Annotated in this window: 14 protein-coding genes and 2 tRNA genes; 7 read left to right on the top strand and 9 right to left on the bottom strand. The window is 71.4% G+C overall.

Features of this window, described 5'->3' with window-relative positions; translation table 11 throughout:
* Window positions 1-46 precede the first annotated feature (46 nt).
* Window positions 47-1,207, top strand: a complete 1,161-nt coding sequence (locus ACR3IO_RS11445) for an AI-2E family transporter (RefSeq protein WP_434071336.1) — start codon at window positions 47-49, stop codon at window positions 1,205-1,207.
* Between the two features lie 64 nt (window positions 1,208-1,271).
* Window positions 1,272-2,735 carry an NAD(P)/FAD-dependent oxidoreductase gene (locus ACR3IO_RS11440; protein WP_434071335.1) on the top strand — a complete coding sequence of 488 codons (1,464 nt, stop codon included), beginning with the start codon at window positions 1,272-1,274 and terminating at the stop codon, window positions 2,733-2,735.
* A 45-nt stretch (window positions 2,736-2,780) separates the two neighbouring features.
* Here ACR3IO_RS11440 and ACR3IO_RS11435 read toward each other — a convergent pair whose 3' ends face one another.
* The gene (locus tag ACR3IO_RS11435; RefSeq protein WP_434071334.1) at window positions 2,781-3,116 is read right to left on the bottom strand and encodes a three-helix bundle dimerization domain-containing protein; all 336 of its coding nucleotides are present in this window, start codon (window positions 3,114-3,116) and stop codon (window positions 2,781-2,783) included.
* 151 nt (window positions 3,117-3,267) lie between these two features.
* On the opposite strand from ACR3IO_RS11435, the gene ACR3IO_RS11430 reads away from it, so the two are divergent.
* Complete coding sequence (locus ACR3IO_RS11430) at window positions 3,268-3,531, top strand: hypothetical protein (protein ID WP_434071333.1); 264 nt, start codon at window positions 3,268-3,270, stop codon at window positions 3,529-3,531.
* Window positions 3,528-3,836 (top strand): hypothetical protein, encoded by a 309-nt coding sequence (locus tag ACR3IO_RS11425; RefSeq protein WP_434071332.1) that lies wholly within the window; start codon window positions 3,528-3,530, stop codon window positions 3,834-3,836. Before ACR3IO_RS11430 ends, ACR3IO_RS11425 begins: the two co-directional genes overlap by 4 nt.
* Before the next feature lie 166 nt (window positions 3,837-4,002).
* On the opposite strand, the gene ACR3IO_RS11420 is transcribed toward ACR3IO_RS11425, so the two are convergent.
* Both ACR3IO_RS11420 and ACR3IO_RS11415 read right to left on the bottom strand, forming a co-directional pair.
* Window positions 4,003-4,079 (bottom strand) — tRNA-Met (locus ACR3IO_RS11420).
* 198 nt (window positions 4,080-4,277) lie between these two features.
* Window positions 4,278-4,351, bottom strand: a tRNA-Met gene (locus ACR3IO_RS11415).
* Between the two features lie 336 nt (window positions 4,352-4,687).
* Here ACR3IO_RS11415 and ACR3IO_RS11410 point away from each other — a divergent pair.
* On the top strand, window positions 4,688-6,079 hold the full coding sequence (locus ACR3IO_RS11410) for a glycoside hydrolase family 18 protein (RefSeq protein ID WP_434071331.1): 1,392 nt from the start codon (window positions 4,688-4,690) through the stop codon (window positions 6,077-6,079).
* Window positions 6,080-6,168: 89 nt separating this feature from the next.
* Here ACR3IO_RS11410 and ACR3IO_RS11405 read toward each other — a convergent pair whose 3' ends face one another.
* Window positions 6,169-9,084, bottom strand: coding sequence for a UPF0182 family membrane protein (locus ACR3IO_RS11405; RefSeq protein WP_434071330.1), 2,916 nt, complete (start codon window positions 9,082-9,084; stop codon window positions 6,169-6,171).
* A gap of 90 nt (window positions 9,085-9,174) precedes the next feature.
* A complete protein-coding gene (locus tag ACR3IO_RS11400) occupies window positions 9,175-10,314 on the bottom strand; it encodes a YlbL family protein (protein ID WP_434071329.1) in 1,140 nt (379 codons plus the stop codon).
* 159 nt (window positions 10,315-10,473) lie between these two features.
* Between ACR3IO_RS11400 and ACR3IO_RS11395 the strand changes: the two genes are divergently transcribed.
* Window positions 10,474-11,880, top strand: a complete 1,407-nt coding sequence (locus ACR3IO_RS11395; protein WP_434071328.1) for a zinc-dependent metalloprotease — start codon at window positions 10,474-10,476, stop codon at window positions 11,878-11,880.
* A 929-nt stretch (window positions 11,881-12,809) separates the two neighbouring features.
* On the opposite strand, the gene ACR3IO_RS11390 is transcribed toward ACR3IO_RS11395, so the two are convergent.
* Both ACR3IO_RS11390 and nudC read right to left on the bottom strand, forming a co-directional pair.
* Window positions 12,810-14,669 (bottom strand): ATP-dependent helicase, encoded by a 1,860-nt coding sequence (locus tag ACR3IO_RS11390; RefSeq protein ID WP_434071327.1) that lies wholly within the window; start codon window positions 14,667-14,669, stop codon window positions 12,810-12,812.
* On the bottom strand, window positions 14,666-15,706 hold the full coding sequence (gene nudC / locus ACR3IO_RS11385) for an NAD(+) diphosphatase (RefSeq protein ID WP_434071326.1): 1,041 nt from the start codon (window positions 15,704-15,706) through the stop codon (window positions 14,666-14,668). Before nudC ends, ACR3IO_RS11390 begins: the two co-directional genes overlap by 4 nt.
* A gap of 87 nt (window positions 15,707-15,793) precedes the next feature.
* Between nudC and ACR3IO_RS11380 the strand changes: the two genes are divergently transcribed.
* Complete coding sequence (locus ACR3IO_RS11380) at window positions 15,794-17,071, top strand: phosphotransferase (RefSeq protein ID WP_434071325.1); 1,278 nt, start codon at window positions 15,794-15,796, stop codon at window positions 17,069-17,071.
* Here the strand turns inward: ACR3IO_RS11380 and ACR3IO_RS11375 are convergent.
* Together ACR3IO_RS11375 and ACR3IO_RS11370 are read right to left on the bottom strand one after the other, a co-directional pair.
* Window positions 17,023-20,421 carry a UvrD-helicase domain-containing protein gene (locus ACR3IO_RS11375; RefSeq protein ID WP_434071324.1) on the bottom strand — a complete coding sequence of 1,133 codons (3,399 nt, stop codon included), beginning with the start codon at window positions 20,419-20,421 and terminating at the stop codon, window positions 17,023-17,025. The genes ACR3IO_RS11380 and ACR3IO_RS11375 overlap by 49 nt on opposite strands.
* 47 nt (window positions 20,422-20,468) lie before the next feature.
* The gene (locus tag ACR3IO_RS11370) at window positions 20,469-23,633 is read right to left on the bottom strand and encodes a PD-(D/E)XK nuclease family protein (protein WP_434071323.1); all 3,165 of its coding nucleotides are present in this window, start codon (window positions 23,631-23,633) and stop codon (window positions 20,469-20,471) included.
* Between the last annotated feature and the right edge of the window lie 62 nt (window positions 23,634-23,695).

Genomic DNA, 23,695 nt, shown 5'->3' with positions numbered 1-23,695 from the left:
CGTGTCAACGGGTCGCATTCCGCCGGGCACCACGTAGCGTCGAGGCATGTCCTTCTTCGCCCCAAGGGAACCCCGCGTCATCCGCCTGCAGGATCCATCCGTCGGCCTGAAGGCCGACCGGGCGCCGTGGAGCCTCTGGGCCGACGGGTTCGGCCGGCTGGCGATCCGCTCGATCCAGGCGATCATCGTGGTCGCGATCGCCGCGGGCATCATCTTCGTCATCCAGTCGCTGACCCTCGTCACGATCCCGCTCGTGCTGGCGCTGATCTTCGCGAGCGCGTTCGCCCCGGTCATGCGGTGGATGCGCGGACGCGGCATCCCGTCGGTGCTCGCGACGCTCATTACCCTGCTCGCCACGGTGCTGCTGCTCGGCGCGCTCGGCTGGCTCATCGTCTGGGCGGTGCGCGACCAGTGGGACGACCTGTACGCACAGGCGCAGGAGGGCTTCGCCTCGCTCGCGGCCTGGGCGCAGGACCTGCCGTTCTTCCCGACCGCCGACCAGCTCGACGACTGGATCGCGCAGGTCACCGACTTCCTGACGAGTGCGCAGTTCGGGTCCGGCGCGATCGCGGGCGTCGGGGCGGTGGCGAGCTTCATCACCGGATTCGTGCTGCTCGTCACCATCCTGTTCTTCTTCCTGAAGGACGGTCCGCAGATGTGGGAGTTCCTGCTGCGGCCGTTCCGCGGCGCGAACTACCAGCGCGCGCGTCGCGTCGGCGACAAGACCGTGTCGGTGCTGGGCTCGTACATCCGCGGCACGGCCGCCGTCGCGCTCGTCGACGCGATCGGCATCCTCATCGGCCTGCTGATCCTCCAGGTGCCCCTCGCGATCCCCCTCTCGGTGCTCGTGTTCCTGCTCGCGTTCATCCCGATCGTGGGCGCGACGCTCGCCGGCATCCTCGCCGCGCTCGTCGCGCTCGTGGCCAACGGATGGGTCAACGCGCTCTTCGTCGTGGGCGTGGTGGTGCTCGTGAACCAGCTCGAGGGCAACTTCCTCCAGCCGGTGCTCATGGGGAGGTCGATGAAGCTGCACGCCTTCGTCATCCTCGTGGCGCTGACGGTCGGCACCGCCCTCGGCGGCATCCTCGGCGCGGTCCTGGCGGTGCCGATCACGGCCGTCGCCTGGGGCGTCGTCCAGGTCTGGGACGGTCCCGGGACGCCCGCGCGCTGGGCGAGGGCGAAGCATCCGCCGCGCCAGCTCGGCTGAGCGCACCGTTCGGCGGACCGCCCCGAGGCCGGGGACCCCGCCGCGAGTGGGTAGCGTGGTACCCGTGACGAACTCCTCCCCCTCCGCTTCCACCGAGCAGCCCCACGTCGTGATCGTGGGCGGCGGCTTCGCCGGCGTGTACGCGGCCAAGGCGCTCGCGAAGGCGCCCGTTCGCGTCACGCTGATCGATCGCCGGGTCTACAACACCTTCCAGCCGCTGCTCTACCAGGTCGCGACGGGCGGACTGAACCCGGGCGACGTCACGCACTTCCTGCGCAGTCTCCGCATCCGGCAGCCGAACCTCGAGATCGTGCACGAGCACCTCATGGAGATCGACCCCGACGCGCGCAGCATCCGCCTCCTCGACGGCCAGACGATCGACTACGACTACCTCGTGCTCGCCAACGGCGTCACCACCACCTACTTCGGCACCCCCGGTGCGAAGGAGCACGCCTTCGCCGTGTACTCGCGCTCCCAGGCGATCCGCATCCGCGACACCCTCTTCACGAGGCTGGAGCGCGCGACGCAGCAGGAGGGCCGCACCGACGGCCTGCGCGTCGTCGTCGTCGGCGGCGGCGCGACCGGGGTCGAGATGGCGGGCGCCCTCGCCGAGCTCCGCGACCAGGGCCTGCGCCCTGCGTATCCCGAACTCGACGGTGACGCGTTCCGCATCACCATCGTGCAGCGCGGCCAGGAGCTGCTGAAGCCCTTCATCCCGCGCCTGCGCGACTACGCGAAGAAGCAGCTCGAGCACCGTAACGTCGAACTCCGACTCGGCGCCGGTGTGGCGGAGGTGCGCGAGAACGAGGTCGTCCTCACCGACGGCACCTCGGTCGCCTCCGACCTGACGGTCTGGGCGACCGGCGTCGCCCCTCACGAGGAGGTGCGCTACTGGAGCCTGCCGCTCGACGAGCACGACCGCATCCGGGTGGGCGAGGACCTGCAGGTCCTCGGGTTGCCCGGCGTGTTCGCCGCCGGCGACGTGGCGATCGCGCCGCAGGACCTGCCGCAGCTCGCGCAGCCGGCCATCCAGGGCGGCGGGCACGTCGGCCGGCAGATCCTCCACCTGATCGCGGGTGAACCGACCGAACGCTTCGAGTACCACGACAAGGGACAGCTCGCGGTCATCGGGCGCCGCTCGGCCGTCGGCGAACTGCCCGGCCTCGCGAACGTCCCGGTGCTGCACTCCCTGAAGTTCCTGCGGAAGGTGCCGGGCTTCCGCCGCACCATCGGCCTCACCGACTACCCCGCCTGGGCCGTGTGGCTGTTCGTGCACATCGGCAGCCTGCTCGGCGCACGCAACCGGCTCACGACGATGATCGGCCTCTGGGCCCGCTACGGCCTGCGCTGGTACCGCACGCCGGTGCCCATCGTGGGCGACGTCCCCGCCATCCGCCCCTCCCGGGCCCAGCGGCTCCGGCTCACGCCCGAGCAGCAGCTCGCGGCCGCCGAGGCCATCGAATCCGACCGTGCCGACGAGGTCATCACCATCGCGACGCCGAGCGAGTCCAACGCGGACGAGGGCTGACCGCCCGGCGGTTCACGACCCAGAACGCGACGACGCCGGTCGCGGTCAGACCGAGCCGCCGCCGAGGTCGCCGAAGAGGAAGCCCGCCTCCCGCTCGCGTTCGCGACGCTCGATCTCCATCGGATCGAGCTCGTCGTCGCCCACCAGCGCCGGACCGCCGGGGTCGGCCTCCGCGACGACGGGCTCGGCCTCCTGACGGAGCCGCTCGTCGGCGGCATGCTCGATCAGCGAGGGCACGTACTCGCGGACCGGGTTGCCCTCCAGCCGCTCGGCCTCCTCGTCGACGATGTGCTCGACCCCCTCACGACCCACCGACGGATACCGCTCCGTCAGCTTGGCGATCACGTTCTCGACGGCATTGCGCTCGACCGGCTCATTCATGCGCCCATGGTCCTCTTCGCACGCGCCGAGGGCAATGCCCGGCGGGCGACGACCGCGTGAACGTTCGGTGCGCGAAGCCTCCGACGACGTTTGGGCGTGTCGAGCGCTTCCGGTCTATCCTTCGAACATACGTTCGAGTGAAGGGGTCGCCATGACGATCGCAGTGGAGGCAGCGTCCATCTGGGAGCACGACGGCGTGCCGGTCAGGCTCGTCTTCCGCAATGCGCGCTGGCACCCGGTCGACACGCCCATCCCGCTCACCCGCGAGCCCGAGGTGCTCCCCGCCGCGCTCACCCACCCCCCGACGCAGCACTTCGGATGGCGCATCCGCGCGTGCTCCGAAGCCGACGAGTTCCTCACGGTCGACGTCGTCCGCGTCGACGGCGGCTGGGTCGTCGAGCACGTCTGGCCGTGACGCAGAACCGCCGCTCCGGCACGCGTCTCGACGAGAACCTCGCCCGGGCCGCGCGGGCCGACGAAGACCGAGGCACCCCGATCGGCCTCTCGATCGACGAACTGGGCACGACCGGCCGCAGGACCGACGCCCGCATCCCGGTGCGCGTCGATGCGCGGGTCAGGCTCCGCGTCATCACCGAGGAGCCGCGCCTCATCGAGGGCGAGGCCGTCGCGTGGACCCGGGGCGCCGTGCTCGTACGCTGGCAGCACGGCGGGCACGACATGCACACCTGGGTCTGGGCGAGCGCGGTGCGGCGGCACTGAGCAAGCTCGTCGAGAGCTCTCAACGAGCCGGCCGTGTCAGCTCCTCTGCTCTGAGGGGCCTCATCTTCGCGAGTCGTGAGGTGTCGCTCTTGAGGAGTTCCCCCGAAGGCGGAAGACAGAAGAGGCCGGCACCGGATTTCTCCGGTGCCGGCCTCTCTTGGTTGGTTGGTTGCGGGGGCAGGATTTGAACCTACGACCTCTGGGTTATGAGCCCAGCGAGCTACCGAACTGCTCCACCCCGCGCCGTGAGCCCTGAACCAGGGCCTCCGCTCGAGGAACCTGATGATCTTGCCCAGGCTCTTCGTCGCGCTTCATCCAGTATACGTGCCGGCAGCCCCGCCTCCGACCACTCGGGCAGGATGCGAGGCGGGGGAAACGAAAGAGGCCGGAATCGAATTGCTTCGATTCCGGCCTCTTCGAGCGGTATTTCTACCACCTCGGTTGCGGGGGCAGGATTTGAACCTACGACCTCTGGGTTATGAGCCCAGCGAGCTACCGAACTGCTCCACCCCGCGGCACAAGAGATGAATCTAGCACGGGATCCGGGGCCTCACAAATCGAGGCGAGTTTCGACCGCTACGCGGCATCCGCCCTGCGATTCCGGATGCCGCGGAGCGACCACGCCGCACCCCGGAGACCATCTGGCGACCTCCGCGCACCTCCGTCGAACGTTGCAGCATCTGCACGAACCTTGGAATCCCCTATGGAAGATCACCACGCCGTCGCCGGATTGATTGCGGTTCCCCCAGTAATTGTTAGGACTCCTACCGAACTCCGCCGTGCGTTGGTACCGTCACCGCAACCGCACGCGCGGCGTGCTCGTGCGGGCCACACGATCGATGAGGATTCCCATGCCGAAACGCCATCTGCTCAGGGCCGCCGCACTCGCCGCCGCCGCAACCGCGCTCGTCGCGGCATCCGCCGTCTCCCCCGCCCTCGCCCACGATGACGACCGGGGCGGCCACGGCCAGCACCACGACCGCGGGAAGCACGGCCGCTCAGCCGGCCCCGACGAGATCAACGGATACCGCGCCGTGGGCTACCTCATGGCGGACACCCCGGTCACGCGCGACTACCAGATCGAGGACGTGCTGACGACGGGCGCGATCAAGGACATCACCCACCTCAACTACGCCTTCGGCAACGTCACGTCGAAGCTCACGTGCGACATCACGAACGTCGCGGGCGAGGGCGACGCGCAGAACGACTACCTGCGACTGGTGTCCGCCGCCGATTCGGTCGATGGCAAGAAGGACTCCAAGAACCAGAGGCTCGCCGGCAACTTCAACCAGTTGCGCAAGCTCAAGGAGAAGAGCCCGGACACGAAGATCCTCATCTCGCTCGGCGGCTGGACGTGGTCCGACAACTTCTCTGCCGCCGCCGCGACGCCGCAGAGCCGCGCGAAGCTCGTGTCGAGCTGCATCGACGTCTACCTGAAGGGCAACCTCCCCGTCGTCGGCAAGCAGGGCGGCACGGGCGTCGCCAAGGGCATCTTCGACGGCATCGACATCGACTGGGAGTGGCCGGTCACGGGCGGCGAGGTGCCGAGCAGCAGCCCCGACCCCGCCATCGACAAGGAGAACTTCCTCGCACTCATGGAGGAGTTCCGCACGCAGCTCGACGCCTACGGCGAGAAGACGCATGAGGACTACCTGCTGACCGCGTTCGCCCCGGCGGGCGGCTGGAACGCCGGGCAGGGCGGATGGCTCGACCCTCGCCTCTTTGCCTCGGTCGACTTCCTCAACGTGCAGGGGTACGACTTCCACGGCGGATGGGTCCCCGACAAGACCGGGCACCAGGGCAACCTTCACCCCGACGGCACCGAGAACTGGGGCCTCGGCCTGGACGGCGCCGTGGGCATGTACCTGAACGCGGGCGCCTCCCCCGAGCAGCTCAACGCGGGCCTCGCGGCCTACGGACAGGGGTGGACCGGCGTGACCGTCGGCGATGACGCATGGCAGCCCGCGACGGCGTCGATCGGCACGAAGCCCTACTACGAGATCCGCGAGGTCGGCGACGGGTACTTCGACCCGATCGTGGGCGCGTCATGGCGATACGATGCGGCGACCGGCGACTGGTGGAGCCTCGACGACCCCGCCTCGGTCACGGCGAAGGCGCAATGGCTCACGCAGGCCGGCTACGGCGGCGCGATGTGGTGGGACCTCTCCGGCGACTACCGCAACGAGCTCGGCGACTCGCTCGGCGATGCCCTGCGCAACGCACCCGAGGGCCCGCTCGACTGAGCCTTCCCTCTGCTCCGACACCGATGGCCGGCAGGATCTCCTGCCGGCCATCGGTGTCGCTTCGGATGCGGGCTGCACGCCCGCGTGGATCACTCGCCGTTGGTGAGCGCGAGCATCTTCGCGATCGTCTCGGCGAGCTGCGCGTCGGCCGCACCGTAGGCTGCCCAGTCGCCATCGGCGAGAGCGGCCTGCTTCGCCTTCAGGAATCCGGATGCCTCGCGGAGCAGCTGCTGCATCTCCTCGCTCGGGGCCTCGCCACCCGTCGAACCGTCGGTGGCGCCGTCGCCCTCGCCCTCGCCCTCGGCGGGTGTCTCCGGCGTCGCACCGGGGTCGACCGCCTGGTCGCCGGCATCCGCACCCGAATCGCCGCCGAACAGCACGTCGAGCGCGAGGTCGAGCGTGTCCTGGAACGCGATCTGGTCGCCGAACGCGACGAGGACCTTCTGCAGCAGCGGATAGCTCGTGTTGCCGGTGGACTTCACGTAGACCGGCTGCACGTAGAGCAGACCGCCGCCCACGGGAACCGTGAGCAGGTTGCCGTTGATCACGTCGGACTGGCCCTGCTTCAGCAGGTTCAGCGACTGCGACACCGTCGGATCGGAGTTGAACGTGGCCTGCACCTGGCCGGGGCCCGGCACGTTGTCGTCTTCGGGCAGCGTGAGCAGCCTCAGCTTGCCGTAGCCCTCGGCCCGCTCACCGTCGGTGCTCCCGGCATCCGCGTCGACCGCGAGGTATCCGCGCAGCACGTTGCGACTCTGGTCGCCGCTCGCCTCGGGGATGAACGTCGAGTACAGCGAGTACGACGGCACCTCCTGGCCGGGCATCTGCATCGTCAGGTAATAGGGCGGCTGCAGGAGCGTGGTGTTGGCCGCCTGCGTGGGCTCCTTGGGCGTCGTCCACGCGTCTTCACGCGAGTAGAAGGCGCTCGCGTCGGTGACGTGGTAGCGCCCGAGGACGGCGCGCTGCATCTTGAACATGTCGGCCGGGTACCGCACGTGGCTCAGCAGGTCGCCCGACATCTTGCTCATCGGCTCGATCGTCGACGGGAAGACCTTCTGCCACGTCTTGAGGATGGGGTCCTCGGCATCCCACGCGTAGAGCGTGACCGAGCCGTCGTAGGCGTCGACCGTGGCCTTGACGGAGTTGCGGATGTAGTTGACCTCGTCGAACGGGAGGGTCTGCGGCAGGCTCTCGCTGTCGGCGATCGCCTCGCTCATGCTCACCTTGTTCGAGTACGGGTACTGGTCGGTCAGCGTGTACGCGTCGACGATCCAGACGAGCTTGCCGTCGACCACCGACGGGTACGCGTCGGAGTCGGGAGTGAGGTACGGCGCCACCTTGCGGACGCGCTCGATCGGGTCGCGGTCGTAGAGGATCTGCGACGTCGTGTTCACCGCGTCGGAGAGGAAGATCTGCTCCGACTGGAACTTCAGCGCGTAGGCGAGCTTCGTGAAGACGTTGTCGAGCTTCGGCCCGCCATCGCCCTCGAAGGTCGTCTGGGTCTGCTCGTCGTTGTCGCCACCGGCCGGGTAGTCGAGCTCGACGGGCTTGGTGTCCTCGGGCGCTCCGACGATCGAGTAGTCGGGCGAGTTCTCGCCGAAGTACACGCGGGGCTCGAACTCGCCGAGGTCGCCCGTGGACGGGATGCCCGACTGCACGAACACCGGCTGCCCGCCGGCCGAACGCTGGTTGCCCGCAGCGGCGACGAGGCCGTAGCCGTGCGTGTAGACGATGTGGGAGTTGTACCAGGTCTCGGCGTCGCCGAGGCCGGACAGCTTCAGGTCGCGCACGGCGACGACGGTGTCCTGGGTCTTGCCGTCGATCTGGTACCGGTCGACGTCGAGGGCCTCGGGGAACTGGTAGTACTGGCGGAACTGCTCGAGCTGCTGGAACGCGGGGCTGATCACGAGCGGGTCCATGAGGCGGATGTTCGCGGTCGTCTCGGCGTCGGAGCGCAGCGCGCCGGGCTCGGCGTCGGTCTTCGCCTCGAACGGGATCTCCTCGATATCGGCGACGCCGTAGGCATCACGCGTGAGGTCGATGTTGCGCTGGATGTACGGCGCCTCGAGCGTGCGGGGGCTGGGGTCGACCTGGAAGCGCTGGATGACCCACGGGTAGAGCGTGCCGATGAGCAGGCTCGAGACGACGAGCAGCGCGACGCCGACGAGCGGCAGGCGCCACCGACCGATGATCGCGGTCACGACGAAGAGCACCGCGACGCCGATGGCGGCCACCGCGAGGATCTGGCGACCGGGGATCACCGCGTTCACGTCGGTGTATGCCGCACCCGTGATGAGCGACCCGGACTCGGTCACCGTGGCGTACTGGTCGAACCAGATGCTGACGCCCTGCAGCAGCAGGTACAGGCCGGCCGTGATCGCGATCTGCACGCGCGCCGACTTCGAGATGACGACCTCGCGACCGCTCACGCGGATCGCGCCGTACAGGTAGTTCGTCGCGGCCACGAGCAGCAGCGACAGGAGCACGACGGCCGAGGCGAAGCCGATGATCGAACGGTAGAAGGGGAGCTCGAAGACGTAGAACCCGAGGTCGAAGCCGAACTGCGGATCGGTCGAGCCGAACGGCGTGCGGTTCAGCCAGGTCAGCGTGAGGTCCCAGCGGCTCGACGTCGAGACGCCCGCGAAGATGCCCAGCACCACGGGGATGCCGTACATCGCGAGTCGCCGCAGCGGCTCGAACACCTCTTGATAACGATCCAGTTGCGAGTTGAGCTTCGCGTACACCGGACGCGTGCGATAGGCGATCTGGATCGACGCCCAGACCGGCAGTGCCATCGCGACGAACCCGATGAGGAAGAGCACCGTGCGGGCGACCCACTGCGTGGTGAGCACCTCGAGGAAGCCGAGCTGGTCGTACCAGAGCACATCGGCATAAAGCCCGATGAACACGAAGAACGCGATCACCAGCACTGCCAACACCCCGATCGTCAGGGCGATGGGCGCGCGCCGGCGCGATGTCCTCGGTTCTTGCGTCTGTGCTGTCACTCTCGGCCTTCTGTTCGGTCGGGACGGATCGAGATTCCATCCTATGTTCGCGAACCCGTGCGTCTGCCCCGAAAGGCCCCGGTCAGGCCGTCAGGAGGTCGGGCAGGTGGCGAAGGCGTCGGTGTCGGCGTCCTCGCCGACCGCCTCGACGATCTCGCGGGCCTGATCGAGGTCGGTCACGGCGAACACGTCGAGTCCGTCGGGGACGTGCCCCGTCACCTCGTCGCAGTTGGATTCGGGGGCCAGGAAGACGGTGGCACCGGCATCCTTCGCACCCCAGAGCTTCTGGCGGATGCCGCCGATGGGCCCCACGATGCCCGACGAGTCGATCGTGCCGGTGCCCGCGATGATCTCGCCGCCGGTCATCGCGCCCGGCGTGAGCTTGTCGACGATGCCGAGGGCGAACATCATGCCGGCGCTCGGGCCACCCACGTCGTCGAGCTGCAGTTCGACGTCGATCGGGAACTCGTAGACCATGCGCACGCCGATGCCGAGCACCGCGGTGCCGCCGTTGTCGGTGGGTGTCACCTCGACGGAGACCTCCTCGCCGTCGCGGAGCACGGTGAGTTCGGCCGGCGCATCGGTGCCGTTGTCCTGGACGGCGGAACGCAGCTCGTCGATCGAGAACACCTCGGTGCCGTTCACGGCCAGGACCACGTCGTCGTCTTGGAGCACGCCGTCGGCCGGTCCGTCCTCGACCACGCCGGAGACCGTGACCTCCCGCGGGAAGTCGTAGCCGAGTTCGACGAGCGCCGCGGCGATGGCGTCCTGCTGCGAGTCGACCATGGCCGCGGAGTTCTGCGCGTCGCGGTCCTCGTTGCTGAGCCCGGGCGGGAAGATCGCCTCGACCGGCACGACGGACTGCTGCCGGTCGAGCCATGCGCCGAGCACCTCGAACCACGTGGGCGTGGAGCCCGGCCGGCCGACGACCGAGACCGTGAGGAGGTTCAGCTCTCCCTCGGTCGGGTACGTCCGCTCATCGGGGATCTCGATGAGCGGGATCTCCTCGTCGCCGTGCTCAGCCGTGCCGAGGGTGTCGTAGACGGGTCCGGGCCGCTCGATCACGTACGGGGTCGGGAAGAGCGCGAACACGATGCCGATGACCGTGGCCACGATGGCGGCCCACCATCCGATGCGCTCGCGCACCGGCCGAGGTCCCCGTCGATGCGACGGCTCGTCGAGCCCGGACGATTCGGGCAGCGGCGACCGGTCGTCGTCGAAGAGGGCCATGGGTGCTTCCTTCCGAGCGGTTCGAACCACCGCATGGTGCCGGATGTCCCGCTGTTCGCGACGGGCGGACACCGGGAACGCCCAGCTTAAGCCATTTCCCAGCCACTCGTCCCGAGCGCGGCGCTACGGTTGGAGGGAACTTGACTGGAGGTGGCTCACGTGGCCGATGGGAACGACGAGCCCGGCGGAACGAACCCCGAAGAGGAGTTCCGCGAGATGCTCCGAAACCTGCTCTCCGGCGCGGGCGACATCGACCCCGCGCAGCTGGCCGGCGCCGCGGGCCTGCCGAACGACCCGGCGAGCGTCGCGGCCCTGTTCAGCCAGCTGCAGCAGGCGATGAACCACGCCGACGACGGCATCGACTGGAGCGTCGCGCTCCGCCAAGGCGAACAGCGCGCGGCATCCGCCCAGGTGCAGATCACCGACGAGGAGCGCGCGCGACTCGACCAGGCCCTGCAGGTCGCCTCCCTCTGGCTCGACGAGGCGGTCGACTTCTCGCGCCTGCCCGACTCGCCCGAACTGCTGACCCGGCGCGGCTGGGTCGCCGCGACGATGCCGATCTGGACGCAGCTGGCCGAGCCCGTCGCGCTCAGCATCTCCGACGCCCTCACGCGCGTCATGCGCGAGCAGGCGCCGGAAGAGATGCAGTCCATGATCGACGGCGCGAGCAAGCTCATGCGCGGCGTCGGCGGCGCGATGTTCGCGATGCAGCTCGGCCAGGTCGTGGGCCAGCTCGCGAGCGAGGTGGTCTCCGGCGGCGACGTCGGCATCCCGCTGCAAGCCGACGGCCGCGCCGCGCTGATTCCGCAGAACATCGCCGAGTTCGGCGCCGACCTCGACATTCCGTCGACCGAGGTCGAGCTCTACCTCGCCGTCCGCGAACTTGCGCACGCGCGCCTCTTCCGTCACGCCCGGTGGCTGCGGCTCAACCTCATCAGCGCCATCACGGCGTACGCCCGCGGCATCGAGATCGACACCGAGCGCCTCGAGCGCCTCGCCGAGGGGTTCGACCCGTCGAACACCGAGGAGCTGCGTCGAGCGGTCGAGTCGGGGGCGCTCATCAGTGCTCGGAGCGAGGCGCAGGAATCCGCGCTCTCGCGGCTCGAGACCCTGCTCGCGCTCATCGAGGGCTGGGTCGACCAGGCGACCTCCGACGCGACCTCGCGACTGCCCAAGTCCGACGCGATCGCCGAGACCATCCGTCGCCGCAGGGCCACCGGAGGTCCGGCCGAGTCCGCGTTCGCGACGCTCGTCGGCCTCGAACTGCGCCCGCGCCGCATGCGCGAGGCGGCCGCGCTCTGGAAGGCGGTCGGCGAGGCGGTCGGAATCGAGCAGCGCGACGCCCTCTGGGCGCACCCCGACCTGCTCCCCACCGCAGAAGACCTCGACGACCCGGCGGCGCTCATCGCGCGGCTGACCGGTGCCGAGTCGGCGACCTCCGAGGCCGACGACGACTTCGACCAGGCGCTCGAGCAGCTCCTGCGCGGTGAGACCCCGGCCGCTCCCGGCGAAGACGGCAGCGAGCCCGACGCGACCGACGGCACGGACACCCCGCCGCCCACCTGACCCGACGAGCACGGGCACCGGGGCCCGCCCCGCCCGGGTGTCAGCGGTGCGCGCGCCTCCGTCTGCGCGCCTGGTGCCCGTCATGCCCGCGTCTGCCTCCTGCGCCTGTGGAGAGGCTGCGCTGCGGCAGTGCGCGATCGGGCATGCTCACGGCATGACGCCTCGCCTCGACCCCGCGCTCCCCCTCGTCTGGCGCACCCCCGACACGATCCAGCTCGGCGCCGCCTCGCCGCGCGCCGTCATCGAGCACCCCGGCCCGCTCGAGACGGGGCTGCTCCAGGCGATGCGGCACGGCGCGAGCCTCTCCACGCTCATCACGATCGGCTCCGGACTGGACGGCACGCCCGACGAGGTGCGCGCGTTCGTGGCCCGGCTCGAACCCGCCTGCCTGCGAGCGGATGCCGCCGCCGATCCCGGAGCGCCGGCGACCCCGTCCGCCACGGCGACCGCGACCACGACCGCCGAGACCGCCGACGCGCAACCGAGCGCCATCGCCGTCGACGGCGCGGGTCCACTGGCCGACCTGATCGTCGCCGACCTGCATGCGCTCGGACACTCCGCACGCCGGCTCTCTCCCGGCACCGACACCGGTGACCCCGCCCTCGTCGTGATCGTCGCCGACTGGGCGATCACGCCGGCGCGCCACCTGCCGTGGATGCGCCGCGACCTGCCGCACCTCGTCGTCCTCACCGACGACGCGGGCATCCGGGTCGGGCCGCTCGTCGAGCCCGGGCGCGGGCCATGCGTGCGGTGTCTCGACCTCGCCCGGCGCGACGCGGATGCCGCGTGGCCGGTGATCGCCGCGCAACTCGCCGGCCGTCCGGCGCCCGACGATCCGCCACGGCTCCGGTTCGATGCGGCCGCGGCCGCCGCCCGAGCGGTCGATGACCGGCTGCGCGCCGGCGAGTCCGAGCTCGCCGCGGCATCCGTCAGCTTCGAGCGGTCTCGCTCCGACGCGCGGCTCCGACGGCACGAGGTGCACTCGAGCTGCGGGTGCCGAGCTCCTGGAGGAATCGCGATTCCTCACGCTCTGCCCGGTGCTGGCCGCCGACCCGAGCCCAGCTCAGCGACAGTCGCCGGCGTGCCCGCGTGACGCCGACGTAGAACAGGCGCCGCTCCTCGTCGATCGCGTCGAGGCCCTTCGCGTACGTGATGGGCAGCATGCCCTCGGTGAGGCCGATGATGTGCACCTCGTCCCACTCGAGCCCCTTGGCCGAGTGCAGCGTGGCGAGGGTGACGGCCGCCACGGTGGGCTCGTGGTGCGCCTCGGCTCTGGCCCGCAGGTCGTCCGCGAAGGCGCGGAACGTCGTGCCGGCCGGCGCGTCGTCGACGAGACGCGCGAGGGCGTTCAGGGACTCCCACCGCCCCCGCACCGCTCCCGGACCGTCTGGCGCCTGCGCCGTCCAGCCGAGGGAGCGCAGCACGTCGCTGACGGACTTGAACAGCGGTTCATTCGCGATCGTGAGGGCCGCGGCGCGCAGCGCCTGCACCGCCTGGCGCACCTCGGGCTGGTCGAAGAACCGCACGGCGCCGCGCACCCGCGAGGCCACGCCGACCTCGTCGAGCGCGTGTTCGAGCATCGCCGACTGCGAGTTGACGCGCATGAGCACGGCCATGGTCTCGGGCGCGTATCCCGCGTCGATGCGCGAGCGCAGCAGCGTGGCGACGCCCCTCGCCTCGGCGAGCTCGTCGGCGTACGAGGTCACGACCGGTTCCTCCCCACCACGGCGCGCCGGGGAACGCGTCGGCCGGGCGGCCGCCGTGCTCGGAGTGTCCGCCGTGCCCGCGGCATCCGATGGGCCGTCGGCATCTGGGACGGACCGGGAATCGGTGATCGTCGCGGCATCCGTCACCGAACGCAACTGGAGCGCTCCGGCGCGACCGCGCATCAACCGGTTCGCGGCATCGACGATCGGCTCCGTCGACCGGTAGTTGCGTTCGAGGCGCACGATCGTGGCATCCGCGAACCGGCGCTCGAAGCCGAGCAGGTACTCGGGCGTCGCCCCCGCGAAGGAGTAGATCGTCTGGCTCGCATCGCCCACGACGCAGAGCTCACGGCGGTCGCCGAGCCACAGGTCGAGCAGGTGCTGTTGCGCCGGCGAGACGTCCTGGTACTCGTCGACGACGAAATGCCGGTAGTTCTCGTGCACCTGCATGGCGACGGATGCCTCGGCCTCGACCATGCCCGAGGTCGCGAGCAGGACGTCCTCGAAGTCGAGCTGTCGTCGTTCGTCCTTCAGTCGCTCGTAGGCGGCGAGGAGGTCGCGGAACTGGTCGGGCGTGAGCTGGCCGGGCGCTCCCCGCGCGGCGAGCCGCGTCTCGTACGCCTCGGGCGTCATGAGCGTCACCTTGCGCCACTCGATCTCGGCCGCGACATCCCGCAGCGTCGGTTGATCGACCCGCAGGCGGATCGATTCGGCGGCGGCGCCGAGCATCCTCCCCTTGTACTCGAGCACGCGAGGAGCGCTGCCGCCCACCACCAACGGCCAGAAGTGGTTGAGCTGCGCGAGCGCCGCGGCGTGGAAGGTGCGCACCGGCACGCCGCCGGCACCGAGCGCGCGCAGGCGCTCTCGAAGCTCCGCGGCGGCGCGTGCCGTGAAGGTCAGGGCCATGACCCGGGCCGGATCGTACGTTCCGGTCGAGACCCCGTACGCGATGCGATGCGTGATCGCCCGGGTCTTGCCGGTGCCCGCTCCCGCGAGGATGCAGACCGGTCCGAGCAGGGCCTCCGCGGCGATGCGCTGCTCGTCGTCGAGGTCGGCCAGCAGTGGGTCGGTTGCCGTGCTCACGCGCCCCAGCCTCGCGGCGACGAGTCGATCGGGGCACCGAACCAGCGTTCGAGCAGCCAACCGGCGATCGAGGTGCGCCCGGGGAATCCGACCTCGGGGAGCGCGGCCGCGAGCTCGTCGCGGGTGAACCAGCGCAGTTCGAGGATCTCGACGCCGTCGGGCGTGACCTTGGGCGCCGGGCGCGCTGACTCGGCCCGGGCGGTGAAGCCCAGCATGAGGCTCGCCGGGAACGGCCACGGCTGCGATCCCGCGTACTCGACGTCGCGGACCGCCAGGCCCGCCTCCTCGCCGATCTCCCGCACGACCGCATGCTCGAGCGACTCGCCGGGCTCGACGAAGCCGGCGAGCAGGGAGAAGCGGTTCGACTCCCACATCGCGTTCGAGCCGAGGAGCACCCGGTCCTCGGAATCCGTCACGAGCACGATCACCGCAGCGTCCGTGCGCGGGAAGATCGAGCCGCCATCGACCGTGCACCGGCGCGACCAGCCCGACTCCGCGAGCTCGGTCGGCCCGCCGCACCTGGGACAGAAGGCCGACGCCGCGTGCCAGTTCGCGATCGCGACCGCCTGCGTGAACAGCCCGGCCTCCCGGCTCTCGAGCTGCGACGCGGCCTGGCGCAGTCCGACCCAGCGAGCGGGCTCCGACTCGATCAGGTCGGCGACGGCGTCATCGAGCACCCAGACCTCGACGGGCGCGCCGTCGGCCCCGTGCGCCTCCGACGGCTGCCGGCGAGTCGGATCGGGTTCCTCGCCTGGGATGTCGAGCCCGTCGGTCGAGGCGACTCGCCCGAGATAGCAGCGCAGGGTGATGTCCGCGTCGTCACCGAGCAGCGCCCGCACCGCGGCGGGACTCCGCAGGTCGAGCACCGGCACGAGGTCTTCGACCTGTTCGGTGAGCAGTGCCCTGCCGCTGCGAAGGAGGAGGACGAGCGCGGTCGGATCGGCGTCGAACTGCTCGGCCCGATCGTCGATTCCGCGCGCGGCGGCGTCGCGTTCGAGGCGCGCGCGGGTGAGCGGCGGTGATGTCGATTCGCGCACGGCAGGCCTCTCTCGCGTCGGGGCGGAGTCGGCGGCAAGGCGTGGCGCTCGCCCCGGCGACGGAATCACCTGCTTAAGCTGTTGGCCATGGCCAGACCCACACTCACTCTAGCCGCGTTGGCCACGGCAGCGATCCCGGGCCTCGAGGTCGCGGGGGCCCGCGCGCACACTCGACGTTCCACCGGCGCATTCGACGCGGCCGAACTGCGCGCGACCGACGGCAGACGCCTGCTGATCCGCGTCCCCCGATCCCAGACCGCCGAGACCGAGCAGTCCGCCGACCTCGTCGCCATCGCGGCGATGACCGCGGGAATCCGGTCGAGGCTCCCGTTCGCGGTGCCGTCGACGTCAGGTCAGGCACCGATCGACGGCACCCGCGCGGTCGTCACCGACTTCCTCGACGGTCATGTCGTCTCCGGCGACGACCTGACCGCGTACGACCGTCTCGCCGAGTCGGTCGGTGGAGCGATCGCCGCGATCCACTCGCTGCCGACCGGATTCATCGGCGACGCCGGGCTGCACCGCGAGACCGCCGACGAGTCCCGTGACGCGGTCGTCGAGCTCATCGGCCGCGCATCCGACACCGGACATCTCCCGGCCGCGCTCCTGCGCCGATGGGAGGAGGCGACGGATGACGCCGCGCTATGGAGGTTCCGCCCCGCCGTCGTGAACGGCTCGCTCTCCGCCGACTCGTTCCTCGTCGACGAGGAACGCGTGCTCGGGGTGGTCGGCTGGTCGGCACTCTCGGTCGGCGATCCGGCGCGCGACCTGCACTGGCTGCTCACGTCGAGAGGCGCCTCGGCCGAGCGCGCCCTCGAGGCCTACACGCTCGGACGAAGCGGTGGCGCCGATGCGCTGTTGCCGCAGCGAGCGCTGCTCTACGGCGAACTCGAACTCGCGCGCTGGCTGCTGCACGGCGTCGACCGCCACGATGAGGCGATCATCGCCGACGCCGTCGGCATGCTCGACGGACTCGTCGAGAGCGTGCACGAACGCACGACCGAGGCCCTCTCCCCCGAGACCGGCCCCATCCTGACGGTCGACGGCGTCGAACGGATGCTCGACGAGACTCCGCGGTCGGCGCCCACCTCGGCGCGCGAGCCGCGGTCGGCACTGCTCACGGACAGCTACGACTTCTCGGACCTCGAGCGCGACGAGGTCGGCGAGCGCTACGCCTACCAACCCGAGGCCACCGCCCCGATCCCGCTCGACCTCAGCGACTGGGGTGACGCCGCTCCGGACGCGGTTCCGGATGCCGCTTCCGACGCCGCGCCCGATCCGGCCGCGACCGCCCCGCTGGACCGGGCGACCCTCGATCAGCTGACGGCCGAGGCCCAGGCCCGGCGCAACGCCGCCTCGTCGTAGAGCTCCGTCGGGCGGATGGTGCGGTCGTCTTCGACGAAGTAGAAGACGGCGTCGATCTGCTCGACCGGGACACCGGACCATGCCGCGTACGCGAGTCGGTACAGCGCGAGCTGCGTCTGCTTGAGCTCGAGGTCGCGCGCATTGCGCGGTGCCCGCCCCGTCTTCCAGTCGACCACCTGGTACCGGATGCCGCGTGCCGCGAGTTCGCCATCGGCGGGCACCTCGTAGACGGCATCGAGCTTGCAGACGAACACATGCTCCTCGATGGGCAGGTGCAGTTCGATCTCAACGGCGATCGGACGACGATCGCCCCATTCGGAGGCCTCGAACGTCGCGCGGAGCGCTTGGAGCCGCTCGCGATCGGCGAGCACCCGGCTGGACCTCGTGGGGGCGATCGTGCCGGCGGCCTCCGCATCGTCGGTATCGGCGGCGGCGTCCTGCGTACCGGCATCCTGCGTGCCGGCGGCATCGACCTGGACTGACGCGCCATCGGCCGGCGGGCCACCGGCCGGCGCGCCATCGGCGACGGCGTCGAGGATGAACCCCTCCTCGATGCCCGGATCGAACCCGTCGTGGAACGCGAACAGTCCGTCGTCGACGCCCGCGGCGGCCGCTTCACCCGTGGACCGGTGCTCGACCCAGTCGTGGAACAGGGTGCCGAGCCGGGTCGCGCGGTACGGTCGCTGCGGCATGGGCCGACGCAGCTGCGCCGCAACCGCCTCGGGATCGTCGAGGTAGTCCTTGAAGCGCGACGCCGGAATGCGCGATGGGATCGGAGTCGGGCCGGGACCGGCCTGCCGACGACGACGCTCCTCGATGAGGAGCGTCAGCTCGGATGCGAGCTGCGGGCCGATGCCGGATCCGCTCGGCCGACGAGCAGCGGCCCGCACGGCCTCGGCGGCGCGCTCGACTCCCGCACGCCGCACGCCCAGCGGATCGAGCGGCCATTCCACGCGCTCGGCCGCACTGCTGCGGGGATTCTCCTCGTGCTCGGGCACGGTCGGCAGCGTCGCCGGATCGACGACGCCCGCGACCGCGAGTTCTCGGAGGAACGGGCTGGCCGGCCTCGCGGTCTTCTGCGTCGACCACCACGAACCGCTCAGCAGGAGATCGGACCGGGTGCGGGTGACAGCCACGTAGGCGAGCCGGCGCTCCTCTTCGGCATGGCCCTCGCGGTTCTCCTGGGCGAAGGCCTTCACGGCCTCATCGAACTCCCGTTGGCTCTGGACCCCGCGCCAGCCCAGTTCGGGCAGCTCCTCGTGGTCGCCCTTGAACTCGTTGGGCAGCTCGCCGAAGGCGAGCCAGCCCTTCGATGAGCGGGGCTTGGACGGGATCTCGTCTTCGACCATGCGCGGGACCGCGACGGCATCCCACTCGAGCCCCTTCGAGCCGTGGATCGAGAGCACCTGCACGGCACCCGGCTCGGGTTCGTCTTGGCGCGGCGAGAGCCGGTCGCGCTGCTCGGCCTCGGTGAGCCACCCGAGGAAGGCGCCGAGCGTCGGATGCTCCGAGTCCTCGGCGAACCCCGCGAGCAACTCGTCGAACGCCTCGAGGCTCGGGCGCCCAAGCGGCTGGTCGGCATTGGCTGCCGCCTCGATGTCGAGCAGCAGCTCCTGCTGCACGAGGTGGACGAAGTCGATGAGGCCGAGGCCCGCTCGGCGGCGGAGCGCCTGCAACTGGGACCCCGCTCGCCGCAGCCGGGCGAGACCGGTCTCGCTGATGCCCGCGAGCGCACGATGGTCGTCGGGCGCGGTCAGCACGAAGTCGAGCGCATCGACGATCGACGGCGACTCCTCGGCGGCCGTGGACGCGCGGAGCTCGCGCCGGACCTCGTCGTCGAGACGCCGGCGAGCGAGGTCGCGGTCGACGAGCCACGCCGCGACGGCGCGCAGGCCCGCGAGGTCGGCCGGGCCGATGCGCCAACGCGCGCCGCCCAGGACGCGCACGAGCTCGGATCCGGCGGTGGGATCGTGCAGCACCCGCAGGGTGCAGACGAGATCGGCGATCACCGGTTGGTCGAGCAGGCCCGCGAGGCCGAGCACGTGCACCGGGACGCCGTGCGCACGCAGCGCGGTGGTGAACACCTCGACGTTCGCGAACGTGCGGCAGAGCAGTGCGCCGCTCTTGGACCCTCGGGCGAGGTTCGAGGCGAACCAGCGTGCGACGCGATCGGCTTCACCCTCGATCGTCTCGGACCAGTCGACCTCGAGCCGACCGGCGCCGGCGAACGGCGACGGCGCGAGCGGCGCCTTCGGGATGCCGGCGTCGAGCGGCGCGATCAGCGTGTTCGCGGCGTCGAGGACGACGCGAGGGTTCCGCCAGCTGGTCGAGAGGTGGTACACCGCGGCGCGCCCTTGGCCGAAGTCGCGGTCGAAGCGCGCGAGGTTCGCGGCACTCGCGCCCCGCCATCCGTAGATGGACTGGTCGGGATCGCCCACTGCCATGACCGCGTGCCCCTCGAAGAGCGTCGCGAGCAGGCGGGTCTGCACGACGCTCGTGTCCTGGTACTCGTCGAGGAGCACGGTGCGCGAACGCTCGCGGTGCTCTGCGACGACCTCGGAATGCTCGGCGCAGATCTGCAGCGCGAGCGCCACCTGGTCGGAGAACTCGACGTAGCCGCGCTCGCGCTTCGCCGCGGCGTACGCGTCGGCGAGGTCGAGCAGGGGCGGCAGCGCATCGACGACTCCGAGGGCGTCGACGAACGAGTCGAAGTCGGTGCGCTTGCGGGGCGCCTCGATGGGCAGCCCGCGCATGCCGAGGAAGTCCCGGGCGAACGCGCGGACGTCTCGGCTGTCGGCGACGTTCTCGGCGAGCGCACGACTGAGGGCGAGCGTCGCGGCCGTGACCTTGTCGAGCGAGGCGTCGAGCTCGATGAGTCGCGGGTCTGCGGACGCGCTCACGACGGAACGGGCGAGCAGCCAGGCGGAGGCCTCGCCGAGCACGGTCGCGTCGGGTTCACGGCCGATGCGCATCGCGTGCTCGCGGTAGATCGCGCTCGCGAACGAGTGGTACGTGCTCACGCTGGCGGACTCGAGGGGATCGATCTCGAGGTCGGCGATGCCCTCGGCCACGAGCTGCGCGACACGTTCGCGCACCCGCTCGGCGAGCTCGCCGGCGGCCTTGCGGGTGAAGGTGAGCCCGAGGACCTCGGCGACTCCGACGTGCCCGTTGGCCAGCAGCCAGACGACGCGATTCGCCATGGTCTCGGTCTTGCCGCTGCCGGCGCCCGCGACGACGATGCTCGCCCCGCGAGGATCGGCCTCGATGACGGCCTGCTGCTCGGGCGTCGGGAGGTGCAACCCGAGTCGGGTGGCGATCTCGGCGGCGCTGATCGCCTGCGGCGGGGTCACCGGTGCCGGGTGAGCAGAGGGCACCGGGGCGGCCGGATTCGCCGCGGTCATGCCGAGACCGCCGGCACGAGGTGCACGCGGTACTGCCACGACCCGAACCGGGACCGGTGGCCGAGTTCGGCGGGACCGTGGAAGCTCGAACCCGCCATGATGCGGCCGACCTCGGCGAGCCGCTCGTGGAAGTCCGACTCGGCCTCGTCGTCGAACGGCTGCTGTGCGCGCTCGGTGTACGCGAGTCCCCTCGACGGCGTCGCCACGTAGACGAGCTTCGCCCCGCCCAGGGTTCCGGCCGATGCGATCGCCCCCTGCCGGGCCGCCAACTGGTATGCGGCCAGCTGGGGGTGGTCGGCGGTCTGCGCGTACGTCGGCGGCGTGCGACCGGTCTTCAGGTCGACGATGACCGTCGTGCCGTCGGGCGACGCCTCGATGCGGTCGATCGTGCCGGTGATGCGCACCCGATCGACGGTGATGGTGAACCGCCCCTCGGCGCCGAGCAGCACCTTGCGGTCGTCGGAGAACGAGGTGAGGTACTCGGCAGCGCCCTCGGCCATGCGCCGTGCGCCCCGCCGTTCGCGCTCGGCGACCCATCCGGCCTCGAAGCGAACGCCCTGCAGCCGGGTCTCGACGGCCGCCCAGATCGTGTCGAGGCTCGTATCGCCGTCATCGCGCGCACCGACCTCCTCGACGACCGCGTGCACGATGGTGCCGATCGACGCCGCGACGCCCGACGGCGGGGACGCGATGTGATCGACGAACCAGCCGAGCGGGGACTCCTCGACCCGATCGATCTGCGACGGCGAGACCGACACGGTCGCCTCGGGGTCGCCGTCGAGATCGACGAGCGGGGCCTCGGTCGTGAGCTCGGCGAGTCCGTACCACTCGTCGGGACCGGCGCCGGCGACGCCCTCCTCGGCCAGCAGTGCGAGCGCCGAGGCCGACTCCGCATCGCCCGCGACCGCCTCACGACGGAGCACGCCGACCAGTTGCCGCAGGTGCAGCGGGCGACGGCGTTGGCGCACGCGCTCGGGCGCGTAGCCCATGAGGACCGACGGCTGTTCGTCGTCGTTGGCCGTGCAGGCGAGCACGACCTGACGACGGGCGCGGGATGCCGCGAGCACGAACATGCGCAGTTCGTCGTCGCGCACGCCGGCACGGGCCTCGGCCGGGGAGTCGGCGCCGGGCAGCGGCGAGCCGGACCGCTGGGCCTGCGCGACCCGCGGGAGCAGTGCCGAGTGCAGGAGCGTGCCGCGCGGGCGCAGGTTGGGCCACACGGCGTCCTGCAGCCCGGCGATGACGACCACGTCGAACTCGCGCCCGACGACGCCCTGCGGCGTGGTGACGAGCACGGTCTCGGCCGTGCGCCGCGGCGCGAGCGAGTCTTCGGGCAGCTCGCTCGCGAGCACCTCGTCGACGAAGCGCACGGCGGGTGCGTCGGGTTCGCGTTCGACGAATCGCGTCGCCGCCGCGAACAGCGCCACCGCGGCGTCGAGCTGCCGATCGGCCTCGTCGGCGAGGACCCCGGTGCCGCTCGCCTGCCGGCTCCATTCGGATGCCAGCCCACTGCCCTCCCAGAGGGACCAGAGCACCTCCTCGATGCTGCCCCCGCCCCGCGCGATGCCGGCGGCGGCGTCGAGCACGGCGGCGAGCCTGGACGCCCGGCGGCCGGGGGCGGCGTCGATCGTGGTGAACCCGCCGGGCGCGGCGAGCGCTTCGACGAGGAGCTCGTCGCCGGTGCGGTCACCTCCGGCGGCCAGCTCCTCGTGCCGGAGCGCGAGCCTGAGCCGGCGCAGGCCGATGCCGTCGAGACGCCCGAGGGGGCCGGTCAGCAGCGCGACGGCGAGCTCCGCCGTCAACGGCTCGCGGCCGAGCACGACCGAACACGCCGCCAGCAACGCGGCCGCGGCGGGTGCGTCGCGCAGCGCCATGCCGGTCGCGGCGCCCGCGGTGGGCACGTCGGCGAGCGCGAGCGCCCGCTCGATCGCCGGCACGTCGGCGCCGGAACGCAGGATGACGGCCATCTGCGACCAGGGCACGCCGTCGAGCAGGTGCCGCTCCCGCAGGAGGGAGGCGATCGCGAGCGACTCCGCGGCGCTGGAGGGCGCCTCGATGCCGAGCACCGGAGCCAGGCCGTCTGGGAGGTCGAGCACGGCGGCGAGCGCCGCCGATCGGTGGCTGCCGCCCAGTGCGGTGCCGATGTGCGCGCGCACCCCGCCGAGCATCTCGGCGATGCCGGGGCGTCCGCGGTGCACGACGGGCAGGTCGATGCGCCGAACGGGGGCGCCGTCGAGCACGGAGGAGAGCGAGCCGAGCAACTCGGGGCGTCCGCCGCGGAACCCGTTGCTCGCGACATCCGGATCGCCGATGGCCACGACCTGCACGCCGCACGCGGCGAACGCGGCGATGAGCGCGGCGGCCGCCTCGGTGGTCTCCTGCGCGTCGTCGACGACGAGCAGCCGCAGCCCGGCGAGCGGTCCGAGCGACGCGGATGCCGCCGGGTCGGCCGCGCTGCGCCGCACGATCGTCGCGGCGAACGCGCCGAGCTCGGCCGAGTCGAACTGGTCGGGCCGCACGAGCTCTTTCACGTCGGCGTACTCGGACATGAACGCCGCCGCCGCGACCCACTCGGGACGGCCGGCCGCGTCGCCGAGACGGGCGAGCTCGACCTCGTCGATGCCGAGTTCGACGGCACGCATGAGCAGGTCGCGCAGCTCGCTGCGGAACCCGCGCAGCGAGCGCACCTCGGGGCTGAGCGGGTCGGGCCAGGCCGGGCCGAATCCGTCGCGGACCCCGCCGTCGATGAGCTCGGCGACGATGCGGTCGTGCTCGCCGCCGGTGAGCAGGGTCACCGGCGAGCCCGTGTCGGCGCGGACGAGCTGGAAGGCGATGGAGTTCGCGGTGCGGGCGAGGGGGCCGCGGGTGGTCGCCGCGAGTCGCACGGCGATGCGGTCGCGCAGGGCGGTCGCCGTCGTGCGCGTTGCGCAGAGCACGAGCACCTCGTCGACGCCGTAGCCGAGCCGTTCGACGCGGTCGGCGACGAGATCGACCGCGAGGGTCGTCTTGCCGGAGCCGGGCGCGCCGAAGACGGCGACGTGCCCCTGCTCGGGGACCGCCTGCGCCGGGAGGCCGGCGACGTCGACAGCGGACTCGCCGGCCGGTGCGATGCCGGGGGCGAGGCTCGCGTCGGACTGCGGGGAGAGGGTGGGGCCGGGCATGGCCACACGCTAACCCGTTCCGCCGACAGTGAACGTGCGCCGGGGCCCGCGAGCCGTGTCCT

This window comes from Agromyces sp. Marseille-Q5079 (genome assembly GCF_051016555.1).
In the GTDB taxonomy this organism is placed as follows: domain Bacteria; phylum Actinomycetota; class Actinomycetes; order Actinomycetales; family Microbacteriaceae; genus Agromyces.
The sequence above is the reverse complement of the archived record's forward strand: the minus strand, read 5'-3'. Positions and strand labels throughout refer to the sequence as shown.